This window comes from Methylobacterium sp. SyP6R (assembly GCF_019216885.1).
GTDB lineage: Bacteria > Pseudomonadota > Alphaproteobacteria > Rhizobiales > Beijerinckiaceae > Methylobacterium.
Genome location: NZ_JAAQRC020000001.1, coordinates 5,963,820 through 5,984,880 on the forward strand (window position 1 = coordinate 5,963,820; position 21,061 = coordinate 5,984,880).

Sequence of the window (21,061 nt, forward strand, 5' to 3'; positions counted from 1 at the left end):
TGGCTCAGCTTCGTTTTCGGCTGGATCGGCGCTCACGCGCATGTTACCCGACAGATACGGAACCGATCTGGTTCGCCTCCCTCCTTGTCCGGAACTGCCATGCTTCGCCGGTCTCACCTGGGCCGGATGGCCTGCCTCTCGGCGACCATCCTCGCCGGTCACCTCGTTGCGGTCCTCCCCGCCGCGGCGTGCCCGGCCTCGCTGCCGCCGGCGGCGGAGCGGATGAGCCTCGACGTGACCGAGGCCCATGTGGCGCGGCGCGAGGCGGTGCGGGTGCTCGCCATCGGCTCGTCCTCCACGGAGGGCATCGGCGCTTCCGCGCCGGACCGGACCTATCCCCATCTGCTGGAGCAGTCCCTGCGGACCGCCTGGCGCGGCACCCCGGTCGCGGTCACTAATGCGGGCATCGGCGGCGAGACCGCGGACCAGACGCTGGCGCGCCTCTCCGAGGCTCTCAAGCAGCCGGTCAAGCCCGACCTGGTGATCTGGCAGGTCGGCACCAACGACGCGATCACCGGCGGCAGCGAGGCGGCGTTCCGCGGCCGGCTGGAACAGGGCATCGCCCTCGTCCGCGCCGCCGGCAGCGACCTGATCATCCTCGACCAGCAATATTACCCGGCCATCCCCGACCACGCCCGTTACGAGCGCTTCGTCGGCCTGGTGGCCTCGGTGGCGACGGGGGCCGAGGTGCCGGTCTTCTCGCGCTACGCCCTGATGAAGGATTGGAACCGCCAGGATCCGGGCCTGCTCGACGGCATGCTGTCCTCCGACAAGTTCCACATGGGCGACCAGGGCTATGCCTGCCTCGCCCAGGCGCTCGGCCGCGACATCCTGAACGCCGTGACCCCGCGGCCCGACCCGTTCCAGGCGGTCGCCCGCGCCAAGCGCGAGAAGCTGCCGGACCAGGTGACCCTGAAGCGGGGTTGACCGGAATAGAGCGTCAGGTTCGCACCCTCGAACGGAGATCGTTCGGGGGCGCATGACTTCTCGACGTCCCGAATACTAGAGTATTTTCCGACGAAGTGGACGCCGGTTCGTCGCAGAAAATGCGGCAAAATCAAAGATCTAGAGAGCTTCGCGATTGCAATGCGATCGTGAAGTGCTCTAGGACCAGCCCATCCCACCCACAGCCTCATCCTGAGGTGTCATACGCTTTCCGATTGATCGCTTCGCGATGCGGAAAGCGGCTTCGCTCAGGCGCCGCGCGGGCTGATGATACGAAATCCGGAAGTCATCTTCCGGATTTCGTATCACTCCATCGGAGATGGACTGACCTCGAAGGAGAGCTCCAGGGATCGCAGCGACATCTGGAGCCCTCCTTCGACGTCAGCCGATCTCGGATCGGCTAACACCTCAGGATGAGGTCGTGGGAGGGATCGAAGCGGCATTTACGACGCTATACTCTTCGCTCCGCAAACACTCATAATGTCGGCGCCCGCAGGTGCCACTCCGTCCCCCCCTGATATGCCTGCCCGATGCGGAGCGCCGTCGCCTCGTCGTAGCCGCGGCAGACGATCTGGAGCGAGAGCGGCAGGCCTTCCGGCGTGAATCCGTTCGGCAGCGCCAGGGCGCAGAGCTCCAGCAGGTTGCCGAAGCGGGTGAAGCGCGAGGGCAGCGCCGCCTGGTCGACCGCGTCGAGGGGAATCGCGGCGGTCTCGGTGGTCGGAGTCAGGAGCGCGTCGATCCCCTCCATCGCCCGGGCGAAGGCGGCCTTCATCTCCTGCTGCATCCGGCGCGTGCGCAGGTAGTCCTGCGCGCTCACCCCGGCCCCGGCAAGGATGCGCAGGCGGACATCCTCGTCGAGGAGCGAGGCCCGGTCCTCGGACAGCGCCCCATTGAAGAAGTAGCACTCGGCCATCACGATCGCCGAGGTCGTCAGCAGGTCGGCGAAGCGGAACGGCAGGTCGATCTCGACGATCTCGGCACCGAGTCTCGCCAGCACCTCCAGGGAGGCGTCGTAGGCATCGAGCATCTCGGGCGAGACGCCCGCCCGCTCGATGGCGGGCGTCCGGGCGAGCCGCATTCCCCGGACCCCGCGATGCAGCACCGGCATCGGGTCCTCAGGCTGGATGCCCCGCGTGTTCGGGTCGCGGGGATCGGGGCCCGACAGCAACGTGTAGAGGAGCGCCACGTCCTCGACGCTGCGGGCCATGGGCCCCGGCGTGTCGAGGGTGGTGCTCAGGGGCACGATGCCGGCGGTGCTGACCCGGCCGACCGTGACCTTGAGACCGGTCAGCCCGCAGAACGAGGCCGGCAGCCGCACCGAGCCGCCGGTATCGGTGCCGATCGCCCAGGGCGCCATCCGGGCCGCCACCGCGACGCCCGAGCCGCTCGACGAGCCGCCGGGCGTGCGCGGCGTCTCCCGGTCCCAGGGGTTCCAGGGCGTGCCCATGCGCTGGTTGGTGCCCCAGCCGCCATAGGCGAACTCGACCGTGTGGGTCTTGCCGAGCACGATCATGCCCTGCGCCAGCAGGCGCCGGGCGATGGTGGCGGTCTCGCTCGCGCGGCGCTCGCGGAAATGCGCCGAGCCGCCGGTGGTGATTCGGCCTTCGAGATCGATCAGGTCCTTGAGCGCCACCGGCACGCCGTGCAGCGGCCCGACGGCGTGGCCGGCGCGGATCATCCGGTCGGCGCCCTCGGCGGCGAGCCGCGCATCGTCGCCGTAGACGTCGACGAAGGCCCGGAGCTTCGGCTCGAGCCGGGCGATGCGGTCGAGATGCGCCTCCACGACCTCGACCGGCGAGATCTCGCGCGCCGCGATGGCGCGGGCGAGGAGGTGGGCGGGACGCTCGGTCGGGTCGGTCACGATGGCTGTCCTCTACTGTACGCTGATCCGGGTCATGTCGACGAACCACGACTGGGGCGAGACGAAGCCCTTCACCCGCGGCGACATCGCCCTGGGGTTGAGATCATGCACGATGTACAGCCAGGGCGGATCATCGACCAGGCGCTCATGCGCGGCCCGCGTCGCCCGGGCGGCGGAATCGGGGTCGGTCGCGGCAGCAAGCTCACCCATCGCCGCATCGAACCGGGCATCCTGCCATTGCGGGAAGTTGAAGCCCTTCGGCGAGACGTTGGCCGAGGAGAAGTAGCGCGCCATCACGGCGACGTCCGAGGAGGGCGAGGACACGTTGAGCGCGTTCGCCCCTTGCAGGGCCGGCGCATCCGGCGCCGCCCGCCCGGCATTGAGCAGCACCTGCCACTCGACGACATTGAACGTGACGTCGACGTTGCAGGTCTGCTTCAGGTTCTCCTGCAGGAACTCGTTCATCGGCAGCGGCTGCATCTGGCCCGAGCCGGAGGTCGAGATCATCACCTTGAGCGACAGCGGAGCCTTGTCGGTGAAGCCGGCTTCCGCGAGCAGCGCCCTGCCCTTCTGGGGATCGAGGCGGTAGCGGTTCTGCGGCGCGCCGAAATTCGGATCGGACACTTTCAGCCAGCCGACGGCCGGCTCGGCGGTGCCGTTCAGGAAGGTCACCAGCCCGTCCCGGTCGATGCAGTAGTTGAGCGCCTGGCGCACCCGCACGTCCCTCACGGGGCTGTTCGCGGCGCCGATATTGTAGAACCACGGCCAGACATGCGGGTAGGAACCGGTGGTGATGGTGAACCCCGCCTGCCGCAGGGAGGCGAGACCGTCGGGTGCCGGCGCCTCGATCCAGTCGACCTGGCCCGCGCGGAGCGCCGCGATGCGGGCATTGGCCTCCGGGATCGGCATCAGCCGTACCTTGTCGACCTGGGCGAGGTGATCGCGGTCCCAGTAATCCGGGTTGCGGGCGAGTTCGACCGCCTCGCGCGGCCGCACCTGCGTGATGCGGAACGGTCCCGTCCCGGCGGCCGGCAGCATCGCGACCTTGGCCCAGTCCCGTCCCGCCCGCTCGAACGAGGCCGGCGAGGTGAACAGCAGGTAGACCACCATGTAGGGGAAGTACGAGGCCGGAGCCGCGCTGGTGATGGCGACCGTCCGGTCGTCGATCTTGCGGTAGCGCGCCATGAGCGGCGCCCGCGCCCGGGTGATGCCGGCGGCCGGAAGCTCGTAATGCGGGCTGTCCGGCTTGAAGTAGCGGTCGAGATTCCAGATCACCGCATCGGCATCGAAGGCGGTACCGTCATGGAAGCGCACGCCCTGGCGCAGGTGGAAAATCCAGGTCTTGGCGTCGTCCGGCGCCTGCTCCCAGCGTTCGGCGAGTCCCGGCCGCAACCCCGCCAGCCGGTCGGTGCGCGAGAGATCCCACAGCACCAACCCCTCGAAGACCGGGTAGCCGAGGAAGCGCATCCCCTCGAAGCCGTTATTCGGCATGCCGGTGGTGGTCGGCACGTCGGCGGCGGTCATGCCGATGCGCAGGATCGAGTCGGCCGAGACCGGTTGGGCGAAGACCGGCGCGAGCCCGAGGAGGAGAACAGAGAGGGCGACGGAGGAACAGAGCGGGCGGGACATGACGGCGGGCTCCGTGAAAGCCCCTCCGCCGCCGCAAGAGCCGGGCCAATCCGGCTCTTGCGACATCGAATTGTCAGCTCTTGAGCCGGTACCCCGTGCGGAAGATCCACGCCACCGCCGCCAGGCAGGCGACCAGGAACACCAGGGCCATGCCGAGGCTCACCGCCGGGTTGACGTCGGAATGGCCGTAGAAGCTCCAGCGGAAGCCACTGATCAGGTAGACCACCGGGTTGATCAGGCTCACATTCCGCCACAGCGGCGGCAGCATGTCGATCGAGTAGAAGCTGCCGCCGAGGAATGTCAGCGGCGTGACGATGAGGAGCGGCACCAGCTGCAGCTTCTCGAACCCGTCCGCCCACAGGCCGATCACGAAGCCGAACAGGCTGAAGGTGACGGCGGTAAGGACCAGGAACAGCACCATCACGAAAGGGTGCTCGATGCGCAAGGGCACGAACAGCGCCGAGGTCGCCAGGATGATCAGCCCGAGCATGATCGACTTGGTCGCCGCCGCCCCGACATAGCCGGCGACGATCTCGACCGCCGAGATCGGCGCCGACAGGATCTCGTAGATCGTGCCGGAGAAGCGCGGGAAGTAGATGCCGAACGACGCGTTGGCGATGCTTTGCGTCAACAGCGTCAGCATGATCAGCCCCGGCACGATGAAGGCGCCGTAGGGCACGCCGTCGACCGAGGTGATCCGCCCGCCGATCGCGGCGCCGAACACCACGAAGTAGAGCGAGGTCGAGATCACCGGGGCGACGATGCTCTGGAGCAGCGTGCGGAAGGCGCGGTGCATCTCGAAGCCGTAGATGGCGCGGATGGCGGGCCAGTTCATGCGCGGTCCCTCACGAGATCGACGAAGATGTCCTCGAGCGAGCTCTGCCGGGTCTGGAGATCGCGGAAGCGGATGCCGGCGGCGGACAGATCGGTCAGCAGCGTGGTGATGCCGGTGCGTTCCGCCTTCGTATCGTAGGTGTAGGTCAGGGCGGTCCCGTCCTGCGACAGGCTCAGCGGATGACCGGCGAGCGTCGGCGGCAGGCCCTCCAAGGGATCGTGAAGCTGGAGCGTCAGTTCCTTGCGGCCGAGCTTGCGCATCAGCTCTGCCTTCTCCTCGACCAGCACGATCTCGCCCTTGGCGATCACGCCCACCCGGTCGGCCATCTCCTCGGCCTCCTCGATGTAGTGGGTGGTGAGGATGACGGTGACGCCCTGGTCGCGCAGGCGGCGCACCAGGCGCCACATGTCCTGGCGGAGCGCCACGTCGACCCCGGCGGTGGGCTCGTCGAGGAAGAGGATGCGCGGCTCGTGCGCCAGCGCCTTGGCGATCAGCACCCGCCGCTTCATGCCCCCCGACAGGGTCATGATCTTGGCGTCGCGCTTCTCCCACAGGGAGAGGTCGCGCAAGGTCCGCTCGATATGGGCGGGATCGGGTTTGAGCCCGAACAGCCCGCGGCTGAAGCTCACCGTCGCCCACACGGTCTCGAAGGCGTCCGCCGTGAGCTCCTGCGGCACCAGGCCGATGAGGCGCCGGGCGGAGCGGGGCTCGGCCAGGATGTCGTGGCCGCCGACCGTCACCGTGCCGGTGCTCGGCGTGACGATGCCGCAGACGATGCTGATGAGGGTCGTCTTGCCGGCGCCGTTCGGTCCGAGCAGGGCGAAGATCTCGCCCTGGCGGACCGTCAGGTCGACGCGCTTGAGCGCGGCGTGACCCGAGGCGTAGGTCTTCGACAGGTTGTCGATCGCGATGATGGGCGTCATCCGGTCCCGGGGCGTGTCAGGGCTGGCGGGGTGGCCGATCACCTAGGCCGCGGGAGGCCGGACCGCCACCATCCCGCGCCGGCAAGTCGTCGCGCCAGGCAGCGCGCGACGAGAAACCAGCCGGGTGTGGCCCGGATGTGCGCTCCTTCCCGCGTCCGGCCGGTGCGGCAGCGCACATGGCCGCGCGCGTTCAGGCGATCTTCTGGGAGCCGCCGCGGTCCCGGTCGTCCTCGTCGGCGACATCGTCGCCGTCATAGACGTCGTCCTCGGCGTCGCCCTGATCGTCCTCGTCTTCCTCCGCCCGCTCTACCTCGTCGTCCCGGGTGCGGATCTTGGTGTAGAAGTTGCCGACGAGCAGCGCCTCGCCGGCCGTCACCATGGAGCTGAGATAGGCGTTGATGGTCGTCGGGGCGGCATCGGGCAGCGCGCGCAGGATCTGCGGCTGCGACAGGCCCTGCGGCCCGGCGCCGTCGATCAGGGCCTTGAGGCGGCCCTTGGTCGAGTTCGCCCGCGGGCCGCGCGGGCCGCGCCGGCCGCTCGCGCGGGGCTCGCCCCTTTCCGGACCGGCCACCGCCCCCCCGGAGGGCCGCGACAGGCCGAGATCCTCGATCGGCGTATCCTCGATGATGGCGCGCAACGCGTTCTCGGCCAGCCGGAGCTTGGCCAGCTCCGCCCCGATCCGCTCGTACTCCGCCTCCAGCGCCGCTCGGCGTTCGCTCACATCAGCCAAGGCCTTCATGAGCGCATCATTCCCCGACATCGCCCCTCCGGTGAAACTGGGCACCGGGTCCTTGCATAGGTGAGGTGCAGCGTCAACGAGGAAGCGCACAGGACCAGTGCCATCACCAATGGATATCATCACGCAGCGGATATCGGCGCCACAGTCTTGAATTCCCGTTCGCGCCCCTCCTTATGCCCGCACCATATCGAGGAGATTCTACGATATGCACATCGGATAGCGAGACATGAAGACCGTTCTCAAATAGATTCTCGGCATGAAAATGGGCAAGTTGGCGATCCCCATCGTCACAGGCAGCATTACCAAACCGGTGCGCCGATCGCGACATTGGATCTGCCATTCAGCAGACCGGCCGCGAAGGCAGAACTCCGGCGCGGCCTCGTAGAAAATCAGCCTGACTTGATGGCCAGAGCGCCGCTTCCCCGGCACTCCGCCGGACGAACGCTTCCATCAAGCCTGCTTCTTGGTGATCGCTCGCCTGAGGCGAGGAGACGGTATGCGGGGTCCGGTCCGGCGGCCGGCGCGTCCGACCATTCGGCCCTTGCCCGGGCATGCCGGACCGCCGCGGCTCATCACACGGGGGATTGACGACCATCGATCCGGTCCCGGCCGTGTCACCAGCCCGCGCGGCGCCTGAGCGAAGCCGGTTTCCGCATCGCGAAGCGATCAATCGGAACCCGTATCACAGTCTTCATGCCGAAACACAGTCAGACCTAGAGCATTTTCCGACGAAGTGGATGCCGGTTCGTTGCAGAAAATGCGGCAAAATCAAAAACCTAGAGAGCTTCGCGATTGCAACGAGATCGTGAAGTGCTCTAGCCCGATGGATAACGACGAGAAGGCTGTCATCCGCCTTGCCTGCCCGGCCTCCATCCTCAACCGAAACGAGTGGAGACAATTCTTCATTGGCCGTGCGCCTGTCCCACCGCCATCGAATCGTGTTGGCGGCATTCCGCAGCGTCCTTACCGCTGCGAGACGCGGTGATGTAATGCAAAATTTCACTGCCGCAGCGATTGAAGCTGGGTCGGTCGCCCCGTCGATTTCGACGCTTTTTTGTTCTCATGAACAGAGAGCACGCCATGAAAGAGGCAACAGCTGCGGAAGCCAAGCTCGCGGCAACGGATTTGATAAGTGAGCTAGAAAAAAGCGCAGACGGGGGCGTCGTCTTCGCCCTAACTCCAGAAAATTCGCGCAAACTGTCGGTAATAATAAATTTATATTTCGGAGATTCGAAGATATTTATCCTGTATTCGAATAATATAACTTGCAAAAATCTCTCGATGATGCCGCGGTTCCCGTCCGGCTCCACCACTGAACGGGTGTTTTTATTTCGATTTATAAATCTCCGAACCGCACATAAGAGCGATGCGAGCGATCCGCATCACGAAAAAAATGACGGACATCCTTGCCCTTGCGCCATCAGGGCAAAAAGCTCGACTACCGGCACGAACCGCGACGTCGCTCGCTCATCATGAGCAAATCCCATTTTTCCGCGACTGTCGTTCGGCCGCTGCCATCATACACGGAACCATCCACCATGAGCGATGACAGAAAACAGCGGCTGGTCGAATTATGGTGTAAATTTCATAAACATAAGCACAGTCTGCCGCATGAGGCCCGTATCAAGCGGCATGTGAGATTAATTTCTGTAATCAACAACTTATCTCAAGCATCGATTGGCGCTTCAACCTATAGTTGTTCGCACATCGACACCGCGATCAAGCGGATCAGCCGCTATTGTTCCATCGCACACAGCGCCTCTCTCGGCGAGTTCGAACATCCAGCGGACCGCCTCACGACATCCGCAATCACATTCGGCTACGGAATGTTCGGAGAGGCCGCCATCGGCACGGACTATCAAACACAAGACTTCTCCAAAGACAGCCGGTTCTTTAAAAGAAATCGAGATCGAACATGATGTCTGGACCAGATCGGGACCTTATGTCCGAGCGGGGGTCAAGCTCGGGTCTGGCTGCATCATCGGCGGGCGAAGCTTCGTCACGAACGACATTTCACCTTATGCCGTCGTTGTCGGCAATCCCGGGCGCATAGTCCGCTATATGTTCGACGACAAGACCATCGAACGACTTCTGGGGACCGAATGATGGCGCTATAAATTTACGGAATTTGCGGGGATCGATTTCAGAAACATCAATCAGATCATCGATCTCGTGGACTCGGGCAAGCTTGCCCCCTTCGATGAAGTATTTTTTTGAGCACCACGCTTTGAACCCCCCTGCACTGAGACCGGTCCAACGTCGACGCGACCGATGACGTCACCCGGGCAATGTCTTGCCGCCCTTCCTGTAACCGACTCGCACCTCCGGGACGGGTCGACGGCCTGACGCGTCAGCGTCCCAGGCCGTCGGCACGAGGCTGGTGCGTCATCGACGCCCACTCCATCCGATCGACCAAGCCGCGGCCATTCAGGCTCCCGAGGCACAGGCGAGGAGGACGGTGATCGGCCCCATGCCAGGGATCGCGCGCCTGAGCGGGCAAAGTCGGGAATGATGCCTGTGGTCTCTCTCGGGCAGACCGATCAAGATTTAATGCAGGACGCCAAGTCGATCGCCCCGACATCAGCGCGCAGCTGGATCGGCATCGGCGGTTCTCATGATATGTGGTGAGCGCGCTGGGACTCGAACCCAGGACCTACAGATTAAAAGTCCGTTGCTCTACCAGCTGAGCTACGCGCCCGCGTCCCGGACGATGGCGCGGCGCTGGTGGGCCGGCCCGATCCTGCTTGGGACAAGGGCGGACATAGGGGGTTGACGCGGCCGGGTCAACCGGGAGACCAGGGCCGCCCACATCAACCGGCGTCCCGATGCTACGAGATACCGCAACGCCCGCCGCTCCCGCCCCCTGGCGGCGTTTCGCCGGCCTCCTCCTCGGCGCGGCCGGAGCCCTGGGGCTGGGCGTGCTCGCCTTCGTGACGATCCTCGACCCCTACGGCCTGCGCGCCGCCCCGGGGCGGGCACCGGGACCGATCCTGGATCTCAACCAGCGCTTCATGTACCCGCAGGTGGTGCGGAGCGGCGCCTATGACGCGGCGGTGTTCGGGACCTCGACCGCTCGCCTCCTCGACCCGCAGGCCCTCGACCGGGCCTTCGGCGGCCGCTTCGCCAACCTCGCCATGAACGCGGCGACGCCCTGGGAACAGACGCAGCTCGCGCGGCTCTTCCTCGCGCGGGCGCCCGCGAAAGCGGTGCTGTTCGGCCTCGACGCACCGTGGTGCGAGGCGGATGCCGACACGAAGCGCCTGACCTTCCGGGCCTTCCCGCCCTGGCTGTACCGGGAGCCGCTCGGTTGGGATGCGCCGTTCCGCCAGTGGAACCAGCAGAGCGCCGAGATCGCCGGCCGGGCGCTGCTCCACGCCCTCGGACGGATGCCGGCGCGCATCCGCGGCGACGGCTACGAGGTCTTCACGCCGCCGGAATCCCGCTACGACGCCGCGCGGGCCGCCGCCCACATCCATGGCGACGGTTCCCCCCCCGGGACGACGGGCGATGCGAATGCCCCCGGGCAGGCCGTTTCCTTGCCGGCCCTGCCCTGGCTCGACGCACTCCTCGGCCTCGTCCCGGCGGACGGGCTCAAGCTCGTCGCCTTCATGCCGGTCAACGTGGCGGCGCAGCCAGAGCCCGGCAGCGCCGCCGCGGCGCGCGAGGCGACGTGCAAGGCGCAGGTCACCGCGATCGCCCGGCGGCACGGCGCGACCGTGGTCGATTTCCGCATCCCGTCGGCGGTGACGCGGGACGACACGAATTACTGGGACGCCCTGCATTACCGCCTGCCGGTCGCCGCCCGCATCGTCGCGGACTTGAAGCGGGCGGTGGCGGAGCCCCGCGACGATCCGGACGGCGTCTACCGCGTGCTCGCGGCGCCGCCCGGCGCGACGAAGTAGGAGACCCGTCCGGGCGACGGGCGCGTCACGGGCGGACCAGAGGCCTCGCCGGCCCGCGCCGGCTGCCGCGCCCGGTCTACCGGGCCCGCGCGATGCAGAAATCCACCGCCTCGATCAGCGCCTGCTTGATCGGCGAGGGCGGGAACAGCGCCAGCGCGTCCTTGGCCCGGTCGCCGTACTGACGCGCGCGCGCGATCGTGTCCTCGAGGGCGTGGTGGCGGCGCATGATCGCGATCGCCGTCTCGAGGTCGGCGGGCTCCGCGATCTCCTGGCGCTCCAGGGTGCGGCGCCAGAAGTCCTGCTCCTCGTCGCTGCCGCGGCGGAACGACAGCACCACCGGCAGGGTGATCTTGCCCTCGCGAAAGTCGTCGCCGACGTTCTTGCCGAGATCGGCGCTGGTGCCGCCGTAATCGAGGGCGTCGTCGACGAGCTGGAAGGCGATGCCGAGATTCATGCCGTAGCTGCGGCAGGCGGCGATCTCAGGCATCGGGCGCGCGGCGATGACCGGGCCGACCTCGCAGGCGGCGGCGAACAATTCGGCGGTCTTCGCGCGGATCACCGCCAGGTACTCGTCCTCGGTGGTCTCGGTCGAGCGGGCGGCGGTGAGCTGCATCACCTCGCCCTCGGCGATCACCGAGGCGGCCGACGAGAGAATGTCGAGGGCGCGCAGCGAGCCGACCTCGACCATCATCTTGAAGGCCTGACCGAGCAGAAAATCGCCGACGAGGACGCTGGCCTCGTTGCCCCACTTGATCCGAGCCGCGACCTTGCCGCGGCGCATGTCGCTCTCGTCGACGACATCGTCGTGCAAAAGCGTCGCCGTGTGCATGAACTCGACGCTGGCGGCGAGCTTGACGTCGCCGTCGCTCGCCGGGTCGTAGCCCGACAGCGAGGCCGTGGCGAGGGTCAGGATCGGGCGCAGGCGCTTGCCGCCCGAGGAGATCAGGTGGTTGGCGACCTCCGGGATCATCGTCACGTCGGAGCCGGTGCGCGACAGGATCATCGCGTTGACGCGCTCCATCCCGCCGGCCACGAGCCCCACCAGGGCATCGAGGCTGGCCTCCGGATCGGAGGGTCTGTCCTGAAGGGAAAGTACGACGCCCACGCCCGCGCGATCTCCTCAGCGCCGCCCCGAACCCCGGGGCCTCGGTCTACTCCCGCCCCCTTTGGCACGCGAGCGCCCCCGGCGGCAACACGCAAGCTGCCGCAAGCCCTGGCGGCAGTGCCGCGGCCTGGGGATGCGCAGCAACCGGCGCGACACTGTGGTATGGCCGCCGCGATCCGAGCAGGAACCCGCGCAAACCCCATGATCGAGCTGATCCGCACCAACGATCTCGTCCTGATCGGCTTCGCGGAATCCCTTCTCACCGGCGCCGAGATCCCGGTTCTGGTGGCCGACAACCACATCAGCGTGATGGAGGGCATGATCGGCGCCTTCCCGCGCCGGCTGCTGGTACCGGAGGACCATGCCCGCCAGGCCCGGCGCATCCTCACCGATGCGGGCCTCGCGCACGAGCTGCGGCACCCGTGAGCGAGGCCCCTCCCCCCGCTGAATCCTGGCTCGGCGGACGGCTCACCTTGCGCCAGCCGCCGCGGGGCGCCCACCGGGCCGGGACCGACGCGGTGCTGCTCGCCGCGAGCGCCGGTGCCCGACCCGGCGAGACGGTGTGCGACCTCGGGGCCGGCACCGGCGCGGTCGGGCTCGCGGTCGCGCTGGCCTGCCCGGCGGCGCAGGTGATGCTGATCGAGCGCGACCCGGAGGCTGCGAATCTCGCGCGCGTCAACGTGCAGGAAAACGGGCTCGCCTCCCGCGTCCGGGTGATCGAGGCCGACGTGACCGCGCCGGGCCGCGAGCGCCGCGCCGCCGGTCTCCTGCCCGATTCGGTCGACCTGCTTCTCACCAACCCACCCTTCTTCGAGGCCGGGCGGCACCGCGCCTCGCCGGTCGCAGTCCGGGCCGCGGCGCACGGCTTCACGGAACCCGGCGGCCTGGAGGCGTGGCTTCGCACCTGCGCCGACCTGCTGCGCCCCGGCGGCCGGCTGGTGCTGATCCACCGGGCCGATGCCCTGCCGGCCTGCCTCGACGCCATGGCGGGCCGGTTCGGCTCGATCGAGGTCACGCCGATTCAGCCGCGGGCGGAGTCTCCGGCGATCCGCGTGCTCGTGGCGGGGGTGCGCGGCAGCCGGGCGCCCTTCGCTCTGGCGCCGGCCCTGGTGCTGCATGGGCCGGACGGACGATTTACGGAGCCGGTCGAGGCGATGCACCGGGGCGAGAGAATGTCATAGAGTTTCCGCGAAACCAGGAAGTCGCGGGATCCCGTCTCCCGCACGGGAGAGGGGAAGCGCGCTCTTCTGGAGCGCCGATGCAAATCATACGCTTTCCGATTGATCGCTTCGCGATGCGGAAAGCGGCTTCGCTCAGGCGCCGCGCGGGCTGATGATACGAAATCCGGAAGTGATCTTCCGGATTTCGTATCACAGCGCGATTTCGCGCGCGCCTCTCATCGCAGCGACACCGCCCCACCCGGATGCCGCCAGATCTTCCCGTCGAGTTCCAGTTCCATCAACAAACCCTGGACCACCCGGGCCGACAGCCCGGCCTGCCGCGCCAGGGCATCGACCGGCACCGGCGACGGGCCGAGGAGTTCGAGGAGGATCGTCCGCTCGTCCTGGCGCAGCGAAACCGGCGGGGTCTCGTCGAGGAGGCGTTGCGCCGGCTCGGCCGCCATGGCGGTGACCGGCTCGGCGGAGAAATCAATCTCGTCCCAGTAGAGCGCCGGCTCCGGCCGGTCCGCCGCGTCCTCGGCTCCCGTGTCCGGCGCCGGCCCGCCGATCAGGGGGCCGAGCACCGCCATGACGTGCTCGGGGGCGGCGCAGAGGGTGGCGCCGTCGCGGATCAGGTCGTTGGTGCCCTCCGCCCGGGGATCGAGGGGCGAGCCCGGCACGGCGAAGACCTCGCGGCCCTGCTCCAGGGCGAAGCGGGCGGTGATGAGCGAGCCGGAGCGCCGCGCCGCCTCGACCACGATCGTGCCGAGGGACAGCCCCGAGATGATGCGGTTGCGGCGCGGGAAGTCGCGGCCGCGGGGCTCCCAGCCCATCGGCATCTCGGCGACGATCGCACCACCATTGTCGAGGATGCGCGCGACCAGCTCCTCGTGCTCGGAGGGATAGATCCGGTCGTGCCCGCCGGCCAGAACCGCGACGGTGCCGGTCTGGAGCGCCGCCTTGTGCGCCCTCGCATCGACGCCGCGGGCCAATCCTGAGACGATCACCAGCCCTTCGCCGCCGAGCGCATGCGACAGGCGCTCGGTGAAGGTGAGACCGGCCGCGGACGCATTGCGCGAGCCGACGATGGCGACGGAGGGCCGCTTCAGGCAGGCGGAATCGCCGCGTAAGGAGAGCAGCGGCGGCGCATCGGCGGTGGCCTGGAGCGGCAGGGGATAATCGGGCTCGCCCATCGCCACGAAGCGGGCGCCGATCCGGGCCGCCGCCGCGATCTCGCGCTCGGCTTCCGCCTTGGTGATGACCCGGATCGGCTTGCCGCGGGACTTGGCGAGGCCGGGCAAGGCCTTCAACGCCGGCCCCGCCCCGCCGAACTTGTTCACCAGGCCCCGGAAGGTGCGCGGCCCGACGCCCTCGGAGCGGATCAGCCGGAGCCAGTCGAGGCGCTGCGCGTCGCTTAACTGCAAGACCCTCTCCCCTCGGCGATCCGCCGAACCTTGGGTGAGGGTCGTTGTCAGACCTTCAGCCCTTCTGCCCGATGCGCCCCTCCGTCCCCGCCACGAGGCGGCGGATATTGGGGGTGTGCTTCCACCATAGCAGCAGGGCGAGCACGCAGAACAGCACCGCGAGGCGCCCCTGACCGAGGGCCCACAGGGCGACGGGGGTGGCGGCCGATGCGGCGAGCGCGGACGCCGAGGAGTAGCGCAGCAGGAATGCGAGGCCGATCCAGATCACGGCGAAGACCAGCACGCCGAGGGGAAACAGGCCGAGCAGCACGCCGATGAAGGTGGCGACGCCCTTGCCGCCCTTGAAGCCGAGCCAGACCGGGAAGAGGTGGCCGAGGAAGGAGCCGAGTCCCGCCGCCATGGCCGCTTCCTGCCCGCCGAGGCGGGATGCGAGCACCACCGCGGCGGTGCCCTTCAGCGCGTCGCCCAGCAGCGTCGCGGCGGCGAGCCCTTTGCGGCCGGTGCGCAGCACGTTGGTGGCGCCGATATTGCCCGAGCCGATCGCCCGTACGTCGCCGAGGCCGGCAAAGCGCGTGAGGATGAGGCCGAAGGGAATCGCGCCGAAGAGGTAGCCGACGGCGAGCCAGAGGGCGATGAGCGTCCAGTCCGGCGCCATCAGCGCGTCTCCTCGCTGCGGTGGACGATGCGGCCGGCGACCATGGTCAGCGAGGCCAGCCCCTGCAGCCGCGCCTCGTCGAAGGGCGAGTTCTTCGAGCGCGACTTCAGCTGGCGCTTGTCGAGGACGTAAGGAGCATCCGGGTCGATCAGCACGAGGTCGGCCGGAGCGCCGGGGCTAAGGCGTCCGGTCTCGCGGCCGAGCACCCGCGACGGGGCGGCGGAGAGGGCGGCAAGCAGCCGCGGCAGCGAGACGTCGCCGGCATGGACCAGGCGCAAAGCGGCGGCGAGCAGCGTCTCGATCCCGAGCGCCCCGTCGGCGGCCTCGGCGAAGGGCAGGCGCTTGGTCTCGACGTCCTGCGGGTTGTGATCGGAGACGATCACGTCGATCACGCCCTCGTTGAGCGCCGCGACCACCGCCTGCCGGTCGGCCTCGGTGCGGAGCGGCGGCGAGAGCTTGCAGAAGGTGCGGTAGTGGCCGATGTCGTTCTCGTTCAGCACCAGGTTGTTGACCGAGACGCCGCAGGTGACGGGAAGCCCGGCTTCCTTGGCGCGGCGCACGATCTCGACCGAGTCGGCGCACGAGATCATCGCCGCGTGGTAGCGCCCGCCGGTCAGGCGCACGAGGCGGATGTCGCGCTCGAGAAGGATCGTCTCGGCCTCCCGCGGGATGCCGTGGAGCCCCAGCCGCGAGGCCATCTCGCCCTCGTTCATCACCCCGTCGCCGACGAGCGTCGGCTCCTCGACGTGCTGCATCAGCAGGACGCCGAAATCGCGGGCATAGGTCAGGGCGCGGCGCATCACCTGGGCGTTGGTGACGGCCTTGAGCCCATCGGTGAAGGCGACGGCGCCGGCCTCGGTGAGCAGGCCGAACTCGGTCATCACCTGGCCGGCGAGGCCCTTGGTGATCGCGGCGGCGGGCAAGACGTGGGTGCTGGCGGTGTCGCGGGCGCGCCGCAGCACGAAATCGACGATGGCCGGCTCGTCGATCGGCGGGTTGGTCTCGGGCATGCACACGAGCGTGGTCACGCCGCCGGCCGCGGCCGCCGCGCTGGCGCTCGCCAGGGTCTCGCGGTGCTCGGCGCCCGGCTCGCCCACGAAGGCGCGGAGATCCACGAGGCCGGCGGTGAGCACCTGGCCGCCGCACTCGATCACCTCGGCGCCCTCGGGCAGGGCGGCGGGTGTGCCCCAATGGACCTCGGCGATCGATTGATCGCGGACGAGCACCGCGCCCGGGCCTTCGCGGCCGGTGGCGGGGTCGATCAGGTGGGCGTTGGTGAGGAGAAGGCAGGAGGGTGACATCGGCCTACGAAGCGGGAAGTAAGGAAGGAGAGACGCGGGCGGGATCAGCCGGCGATCTCGTCGAGCACCAGCGCCCGCACGAGGCCGCTGCGCGTCAGGCCCCGCCGCTCGGCGGCCCGATCGACAGCGTGGAGCTGCGCGTCGTCGAGGCCGAGATCGTCGGCCGGCGGCCTGACGGCGACCGCGACGTGGCCCGCCGCGAGAGCACCGGCGACGTCCGGATCCGACCGCAGGACCTCGATGGAACGGGGCGCCGGCAGGACGGCGCCGTCCTCCCGCGCCAGGGCCGACCATTGCGCCAGCGCCTCGGCTCCTTGCGCCAGGGTCTCGTCGGCCGAATCACCGGCGGCGATGCAGCCCGGCAGGTCGGGGAACCAGAGGCCCCACAGGGTGCCGGGCTCCTTCTCCAGTATGCCGATATACGCGGTCACGGCTCCTCGCTCCCGTCCAGCCACCCGGCGTGCCGCGCGATCGACCGGGCGGTCCCGGACGGCAGGCTGCCGCGGCCCCGGGGCACCGCGACGTGCGGGCGTCCCGGCATGGTGTAGATGTCGTGCGTGCCCTTCGAGGGCCGGATCCGCCAGCCCTCCCGCTCGAGGCGCCGCCGGATCGCCTGGATGTCAAGGTCGAAGGCCCGCGGCGGCATGTCAAGCGGCGGTCACGCGTTCGGCAGGTGGGTCGCCAGCGCCTCCAGCACGGCCATCCGCACCGCGACCCCCATCTCGACCTGCTCCCGGATCAGCGACTGCGCGCCATCCGCGACCTCGGACGAGATCTCGACGCCGCGGTTCATCGGGCCAGGATGCATCACCAGCGCGTCGGGCTTGGCGTGGCGCAGCTTGTCGCCATCGAGGCCGAAATAGCGAAAATACTCCTTCACCGAGGGCACGAAGGAGCCGTTCATCCGCTCGCGCTGGAGCCGCAGCATCATGACGATGTCGACGTCTGTCAGCCCCTTGCGCATGTCGGTGAACACCTCGACGCCGAAGCGGGCGAGGCCCGGCGGCAGCAGGGTCGAGGGGCCGATCACCCGCACCCGGGCGCCGAGCGCCATGAGCAGGATGATGTTCGAGCGCGCCACCCGCGAATGCAGGACGTCGCCGCAGATCGCCACCGTCAGCCCCTCGACCCGGCCCTTGTTGCGGCGGATGGTCAGCGCGTCGAGGAGCGCCTGGGTCGGGTGCTCGTGGGCGCCGTCGCCGGCATTGACCACGGAGCAATCGACCTTGCGGGCGAGCAGATGCACCGCGCCGGCCTGGTGGTGGCGCACCACGATGATGTCGGGGCGCATCGCGTTCAGGGTCGCGGCGGTGTCGATCAGGGTCTCGCCCTTTTTCACCGACGAGGAGGCGACCGACATGTTCATCACGTCGGCGCCGAGGCGCTTGCCGGCCAGCTCGAACGAGGATTGGGTCCGCGTCGAAGGCTCGAAGAACAGGTTGATCTGGGTGCGTCCGCGCAACGTCGTGCGCTTCTTCTCGACCTGGCGGCTGATCTCGACGGCCTCGTCGGCACGGTCGAGGAGCGCCACGATGTCGAGGGGCGACAGACCCTCGATGCCGAGGAGGTGGCGGTGCGGGAAGCCGGGGGGTGCCTGGGTGCTCATCCTGAGACCAGGGCTATAGGAGGGCTCGGCGTCACCCGCAAGGACGGGCTTGCGGGAACGCTTCGGACCATCGGCGGTATTTGACAAGCGCCGCGTCATCACCCACTTGTCCGCTTCGCCGCGCGAAAATTCGCGCCAGCCGCCCCGCACAAGTTGAAGCCCGATCTGCCGCGGTGTGCTCTTCGAAGAGGCAACCCGTCCATGAAAGTCGTCGTCGTCGAGTCGCCCGCGAAAGCCAAGACGATCAATAAATACCTCGGCAGCGACTACGAGGTGCTGGCCTCGTTCGGGCATATCCGGGATCTTCCGGCGAAAGACGGCTCGGTCGATCCCGAGCAGGACTTCCATATGCTGTGGGAGCTGGAGGATCGCGGGGCCAAGCGCGTCGCCGAGATCGCGAAAGCCGTGAAGGGCGCCGACAAGCTGATCCTGGCGACCGACCCGGATCGCGAGGGCGAGGCGATCTCCTGGCACGTCCTGGAGGCGCTCCAGGCCAAGAAGGTGCTCAAGGACGTGCCCGTCGAGCGCGTCACCTTCAACGCCATCACCAAGGACGCGGTCGCGACCGCGATGGCCCAGCCGCGGGCGATCGACCAGGCGCTCGTCGACGCCTACCTGGCGCGCCGGGCGCTGGATTACCTCGTCGGCTTCAACCTCTCGCCGGTCCTGTGGCGCAAGCTCCCGGGCGCCCGCTCGGCGGGGCGCGTGCAGTCGGTGGCGCTCCGCCTCGTCTGCGACCGCGAGCGCGAGATCGAGACCTTCAAGCCGCGGGAATACTGGTCGATCGTCGCGACGCTCAAGACCGAGAGCGGCGCGGTGTTCGAGGCGCGGCTGGTGGGCGCCGACGGCAAGCGCATACAGCGCCTCGACGTCGGCACGGCAGACGAGGCCGAGGCCTTCCGGCGCGACCTGGAGCTTGCCACCTTCACGGTCGCGTCGGTCGAGGCCAAGCCCGCCAAGCGCCATCCTCAGCCGCCCTTCACCACCTCGACCTTGCAGCAGGAGGCCTCGCGCAAGCTCGGCCTCGCGCCGGCCCAGACCATGCGGGTGGCGCAGCGCCTCTACGAGGGCACCGAGATCGGCGGCGAGACCGTCGGCCTCATCACCTACATGCGGACCGACGGCGTCGACATGGCGCCGGAGGCGGTGGCCCAGGCGCGCCAGGTGATCGGCGCGGAGTATGGCGACGCCTACGTGCCGGGGGCGCCCCGCAAGTACAGCGTCAAGGCCAAGAACGCCCAGGAAGCCCACGAGGCGGTGCGCCCGACCGATCTCGCCCGGCTGCCGAAGGACGTCGCCCGCTTCCTCGAGCCGGAACAGGCCAAGCTCTACGAGCTGATCTGGATCCGCACCGTGGCGAGCCAGATGGAATCGGCGGAGCTGGAGCGCACCACGGTCGAGATCGCGGCGAATGTCGGTCCGCGCCGCATCGAGCTGCGCGCCACCGGCCAGGTGGTGAAGTTCGACGGCTTCCTCACCCTCTACCAGGAGGGCAAGGACGACGAGGAGGACGAGGAATCGCGCCGCCTGCCGCCGATGAAGGCCGGCGACGGGCTTACCCGCGAGCGCATCGCCGCGACCCAGCACTTCACCGAGCCGCCGCCGCGCTATTCCGAGGCGAGCTTGGTCAAGCGGATGGAGGAGCTCGGCATCGGCCGGCCCTCGACCTACGCCGCTGTGCTCCAGGTCCTGCGCGACCGCGAATACGTCAAGATCGACAAGAAGCGCCTGGTGCCCGAGGACAAGGGCCGGATCGTCACCGGCTTCCTCGAGAGCTTCTTCCGCCGCTACGTCGAGTACGACTTCACCGCCGACCTAGAGAGCCAGCTCGACCGGGTCTCGAACGCCGAGATCGATTGGCGTGCGGTGCTGCGCGACTTCTGGCGCGACTTCTCCGCGGCGATCGCCGGCACCAAGGAACTGCGCACCACCGAGGTGCTGGAGGCGCTGAACGGGCTTCTGGCCGAGCACATCTTCCCGGCCAAGGCCGACGGCTCGAACCCGCGCGCTTGCCCGACCTGCGGCAGCGGCCAGCTCTCGCTCAAGCTCGGCAAGTTCGGCGCCTTCGTCGGTTGCTCGAACTATCCCGAGTGCAAGTACACCCGCCAGCTCAACGCCACCGGCCTCGACGGCGACGGCGAAGGGTCCGGCGAAGGCGGCCAGCCCGGCGTGCGGGTGCTCGGCGACGATCCCGAGACCGGCCTGCCGGTGACCCTGCGCGACGGCCGCTTCGGCCCGTTCCTGCAGCTCGGCGAGGCTTCCGCCGAGAAGGGGGCGGAGAAGCCGAAGCGCTCCTCCCTGCCCAAGGGTCTGTCGCCGTCGGCGGTCGACCTGGAAAAGGCGCTCAAGCTCCTGTCGCTGCCGCGCGAGGTGGCGCGTCACCCGGAGACCGGCGAGCCGATCCTGGCCAATATCGGCCGCTACGGTCCTTACGTGCAGCACGGCAAGACCTACGCCAATCTCGGCAAGGACGACGACGTGCTGGAGGTCGGCGCCAACCGCGCCATCGACCTGATCGTCCAGAAGGAGCAGGGCGGCGGGCGGCGCCCGGCACAGGATCCCGGCCGCGTGATCGGCACCGCGCCGGGCAGCGACACCCCGATCACCGTGAAGGCCGGCCGCTACGGCGCCTACGTCACCGACGGCGAGATCAACGCCACCCTGCCGAAGGGGGCGGACGCCGAGGCCGTGACGCTCGACGAGGCGTTGCGCCTGATCGCGGCGCGGCGCGAGGCCGGCGGCGGGACGAAGAAGAAGGCGGGCGCGCGCAAGGCGCCTGCCAAGGCGGCGACCAAGACCGCGAAGGCCAAGACCGCGAAGGCGGAGGCGGCCGACGGGACCGAGGGCGAGGCGGCGACGCCCAAGCCGGTGGCCCGGAAGGCGGCGGCCAAGGCACCCGCGACGAAGAGCACGACCGCCAAGAAGGCTCCGGCGAAGAAGTCGGCGGCGAAGAGCGCGGCCGGCGAGTAGAACGCG

General features: G+C 68.7%; 19 protein-coding genes and 1 tRNA gene. 7 read left to right on the plus strand and 13 right to left on the minus strand.

The window, feature by feature from the left end:
• Nucleotides 1-99: 99 nt before the first annotated feature.
• Complete coding sequence (locus HBB12_RS27385; protein ID WP_236992252.1) at nt 100-927, plus strand: SGNH/GDSL hydrolase family protein; 828 nt, start codon at nt 100-102, stop codon at nt 925-927.
• 493 nt (nt 928-1,420) lie between these two features.
• On the opposite strand, the gene HBB12_RS27390 is transcribed toward HBB12_RS27385, so the two are convergent.
• The 5 genes from HBB12_RS27390 to HBB12_RS27410 all read right to left on the minus strand — a co-directional run bounded on the left by HBB12_RS27390 (nt 1,421) and on the right by HBB12_RS27410 (nt 6,953).
• On the minus strand, nt 1,421-2,806 hold the full coding sequence (locus tag HBB12_RS27390; protein ID WP_236992253.1) for an amidase: 1,386 nt from the start codon (nt 2,804-2,806) through the stop codon (nt 1,421-1,423).
• 12 nt (nt 2,807-2,818) lie between these two features.
• Complete coding sequence (locus HBB12_RS27395) at nt 2,819-4,435, minus strand: ABC transporter substrate-binding protein (protein ID WP_236992254.1); 1,617 nt, start codon at nt 4,433-4,435, stop codon at nt 2,819-2,821.
• Between the two features lie 73 nt (nt 4,436-4,508).
• Entirely contained in the window at nt 4,509-5,270 is a 762-nt protein-coding gene (locus tag HBB12_RS27400) for an ABC transporter permease (RefSeq protein WP_236992255.1), read from the minus strand.
• The gene (locus HBB12_RS27405; RefSeq protein WP_236992256.1) at nt 5,267-6,193 is read right to left on the minus strand and encodes an ABC transporter ATP-binding protein; all 927 of its coding nucleotides are present in this window, start codon (nt 6,191-6,193) and stop codon (nt 5,267-5,269) included. The genes HBB12_RS27400 and HBB12_RS27405 overlap by 4 nt, the downstream gene beginning before the upstream one ends.
• A 190-nt stretch (nt 6,194-6,383) precedes the next feature.
• Complete coding sequence (locus HBB12_RS27410) at nt 6,384-6,953, minus strand: hypothetical protein (protein WP_236992257.1); 570 nt, start codon at nt 6,951-6,953, stop codon at nt 6,384-6,386.
• A 1,059-nt stretch (nt 6,954-8,012) separates the two neighbouring features.
• Here HBB12_RS27410 and HBB12_RS27415 point away from each other — a divergent pair.
• Nucleotides 8,013-8,408, plus strand: a complete 396-nt coding sequence (locus tag HBB12_RS27415; RefSeq protein WP_236992258.1) for a hypothetical protein — start codon at nt 8,013-8,015, stop codon at nt 8,406-8,408.
• A gap of 62 nt (nt 8,409-8,470) precedes the next feature.
• A complete protein-coding gene (locus HBB12_RS27420; protein ID WP_236992259.1) occupies nt 8,471-8,851 on the plus strand; it encodes an LbetaH domain-containing protein in 381 nt (126 codons plus the stop codon).
• A gap of 703 nt (nt 8,852-9,554) precedes the next feature.
• Here HBB12_RS27420 and HBB12_RS27425 read toward each other — a convergent pair.
• Nucleotides 9,555-9,630 (minus strand) — tRNA-Lys (locus HBB12_RS27425).
• A 127-nt stretch (nt 9,631-9,757) separates the two neighbouring features.
• Here HBB12_RS27425 and HBB12_RS27430 point away from each other — a divergent pair.
• The gene (locus tag HBB12_RS27430) at nt 9,758-10,834 is read left to right on the plus strand and encodes a hypothetical protein (protein WP_236992260.1); all 1,077 of its coding nucleotides are present in this window, start codon (nt 9,758-9,760) and stop codon (nt 10,832-10,834) included.
• A gap of 76 nt (nt 10,835-10,910) precedes the next feature.
• Here the strand turns inward: HBB12_RS27430 and HBB12_RS27435 are convergent, their stop codons facing one another.
• Entirely contained in the window at nt 10,911-11,939 is a 1,029-nt protein-coding gene (locus tag HBB12_RS27435; RefSeq protein ID WP_236992261.1) for a polyprenyl synthetase family protein, read from the minus strand.
• Between the two features lie 201 nt (nt 11,940-12,140).
• On the opposite strand from HBB12_RS27435, the gene HBB12_RS27440 reads away from it, so the two are divergent.
• Nucleotides 12,141-12,365, plus strand: coding sequence for a putative signal transducing protein (locus HBB12_RS27440; protein ID WP_109975457.1), 225 nt, complete (start codon nt 12,141-12,143; stop codon nt 12,363-12,365).
• Nucleotides 12,362-13,120: a tRNA1(Val) (adenine(37)-N6)-methyltransferase gene (locus HBB12_RS27445; RefSeq protein ID WP_236992262.1), complete on the plus strand. Its 759-nt coding sequence runs from the start codon at nt 12,362-12,364 to the stop codon at nt 13,118-13,120. The genes HBB12_RS27440 and HBB12_RS27445 overlap by 4 nt, the downstream gene beginning before the upstream one ends.
• Before the next feature lie 215 nt (nt 13,121-13,335).
• On the opposite strand, the gene dprA is transcribed toward HBB12_RS27445, so the two are convergent.
• From dprA to HBB12_RS27475, 6 genes are read right to left on the minus strand one after another with little or no spacing between them, the layout of a single operon-like run.
• Nucleotides 13,336-14,523 (minus strand): DNA-processing protein DprA, encoded by a 1,188-nt coding sequence (dprA, locus tag HBB12_RS27450; protein WP_236992263.1) that lies wholly within the window; start codon nt 14,521-14,523, stop codon nt 13,336-13,338.
• A 55-nt stretch (nt 14,524-14,578) separates the two neighbouring features.
• Nucleotides 14,579-15,178 carry a glycerol-3-phosphate 1-O-acyltransferase PlsY gene (gene plsY / locus HBB12_RS27455; RefSeq protein ID WP_236992264.1) on the minus strand — a complete coding sequence of 200 codons (600 nt, stop codon included), beginning with the start codon at nt 15,176-15,178 and terminating at the stop codon, nt 14,579-14,581.
• Nucleotides 15,178-16,479 (minus strand): dihydroorotase, encoded by a 1,302-nt coding sequence (locus tag HBB12_RS27460; RefSeq protein WP_236992265.1) that lies wholly within the window; start codon nt 16,477-16,479, stop codon nt 15,178-15,180. The genes plsY and HBB12_RS27460 overlap by 1 nt, the downstream gene beginning before the upstream one ends.
• A gap of 44 nt (nt 16,480-16,523) precedes the next feature.
• Nucleotides 16,524-16,910, minus strand: coding sequence for a type II toxin-antitoxin system HicB family antitoxin (locus HBB12_RS27465; RefSeq protein ID WP_236992266.1), 387 nt, complete (start codon nt 16,908-16,910; stop codon nt 16,524-16,526).
• Nucleotides 16,907-17,125 (minus strand): type II toxin-antitoxin system HicA family toxin, encoded by a 219-nt coding sequence (locus HBB12_RS27470; protein ID WP_236992267.1) that lies wholly within the window; start codon nt 17,123-17,125, stop codon nt 16,907-16,909. Before HBB12_RS27470 ends, HBB12_RS27465 begins: the two co-directional genes overlap by 4 nt.
• Before the next feature lie 12 nt (nt 17,126-17,137).
• Nucleotides 17,138-18,085 carry an aspartate carbamoyltransferase catalytic subunit gene (locus HBB12_RS27475; RefSeq protein WP_236992268.1) on the minus strand — a complete coding sequence of 316 codons (948 nt, stop codon included), beginning with the start codon at nt 18,083-18,085 and terminating at the stop codon, nt 17,138-17,140.
• A gap of 201 nt (nt 18,086-18,286) precedes the next feature.
• On the opposite strand from HBB12_RS27475, the gene topA reads away from it, so the two are divergent.
• Nucleotides 18,287-21,055 (plus strand): type I DNA topoisomerase, encoded by a 2,769-nt coding sequence (gene topA, locus HBB12_RS27480; RefSeq protein WP_236992269.1) that lies wholly within the window; start codon nt 18,287-18,289, stop codon nt 21,053-21,055.
• The last annotated feature ends 6 nt before the right edge of the window (nt 21,056-21,061 follow it).

Excerpts from the sequence above, each read along its gene's own strand:
- HBB12_RS27385 (WP_236992252.1), top strand. The coding sequence starts at position 100 with ATGCTTCGCCGGTCTCACCTGGGCCGGATGGCCTGCCTCTCGGCGACC.
- HBB12_RS27395 (WP_236992254.1), bottom strand. The coding sequence starts at position 4,435 with ATGTCCCGCCCGCTCTGTTCCTCCGTCGCCCTCTCTGTTCTCCTCCTC.
- HBB12_RS27400 (WP_236992255.1), bottom strand. The coding sequence starts at position 5,270 with ATGAACTGGCCCGCCATCCGCGCCATCTACGGCTTCGAGATGCACCGC.
- HBB12_RS27405 (WP_236992256.1), bottom strand. The coding sequence starts at position 6,193 with ATGACGCCCATCATCGCGATCGACAACCTGTCGAAGACCTACGCCTCG.
- HBB12_RS27410 (WP_236992257.1), bottom strand. The coding sequence starts at position 6,953 with ATGTCGGGGAATGATGCGCTCATGAAGGCCTTGGCTGATGTGAGCGAA.
- HBB12_RS27415 (WP_236992258.1), top strand. The coding sequence starts at position 8,013 with ATGAAAGAGGCAACAGCTGCGGAAGCCAAGCTCGCGGCAACGGATTTG.
- HBB12_RS27420 (WP_236992259.1), top strand. The coding sequence starts at position 8,471 with ATGAGCGATGACAGAAAACAGCGGCTGGTCGAATTATGGTGTAAATTT.
- HBB12_RS27430 (WP_236992260.1), top strand. The coding sequence starts at position 9,758 with ATGCTACGAGATACCGCAACGCCCGCCGCTCCCGCCCCCTGGCGGCGT.
- HBB12_RS27440 (WP_109975457.1), top strand. The coding sequence starts at position 12,141 with ATGATCGAGCTGATCCGCACCAACGATCTCGTCCTGATCGGCTTCGCG.
- plsY (WP_236992264.1), bottom strand. The coding sequence starts at position 15,178 with ATGGCGCCGGACTGGACGCTCATCGCCCTCTGGCTCGCCGTCGGCTAC.
- HBB12_RS27460 (WP_236992265.1), bottom strand. The coding sequence starts at position 16,479 with ATGTCACCCTCCTGCCTTCTCCTCACCAACGCCCACCTGATCGACCCC.
- HBB12_RS27470 (WP_236992267.1), bottom strand. The coding sequence starts at position 17,125 with ATGCCGCCGCGGGCCTTCGACCTTGACATCCAGGCGATCCGGCGGCGC.
- HBB12_RS27475 (WP_236992268.1), bottom strand. The coding sequence starts at position 18,085 with ATGAGCACCCAGGCACCCCCCGGCTTCCCGCACCGCCACCTCCTCGGC.
- topA (WP_236992269.1), top strand. The coding sequence starts at position 18,287 with ATGAAAGTCGTCGTCGTCGAGTCGCCCGCGAAAGCCAAGACGATCAAT.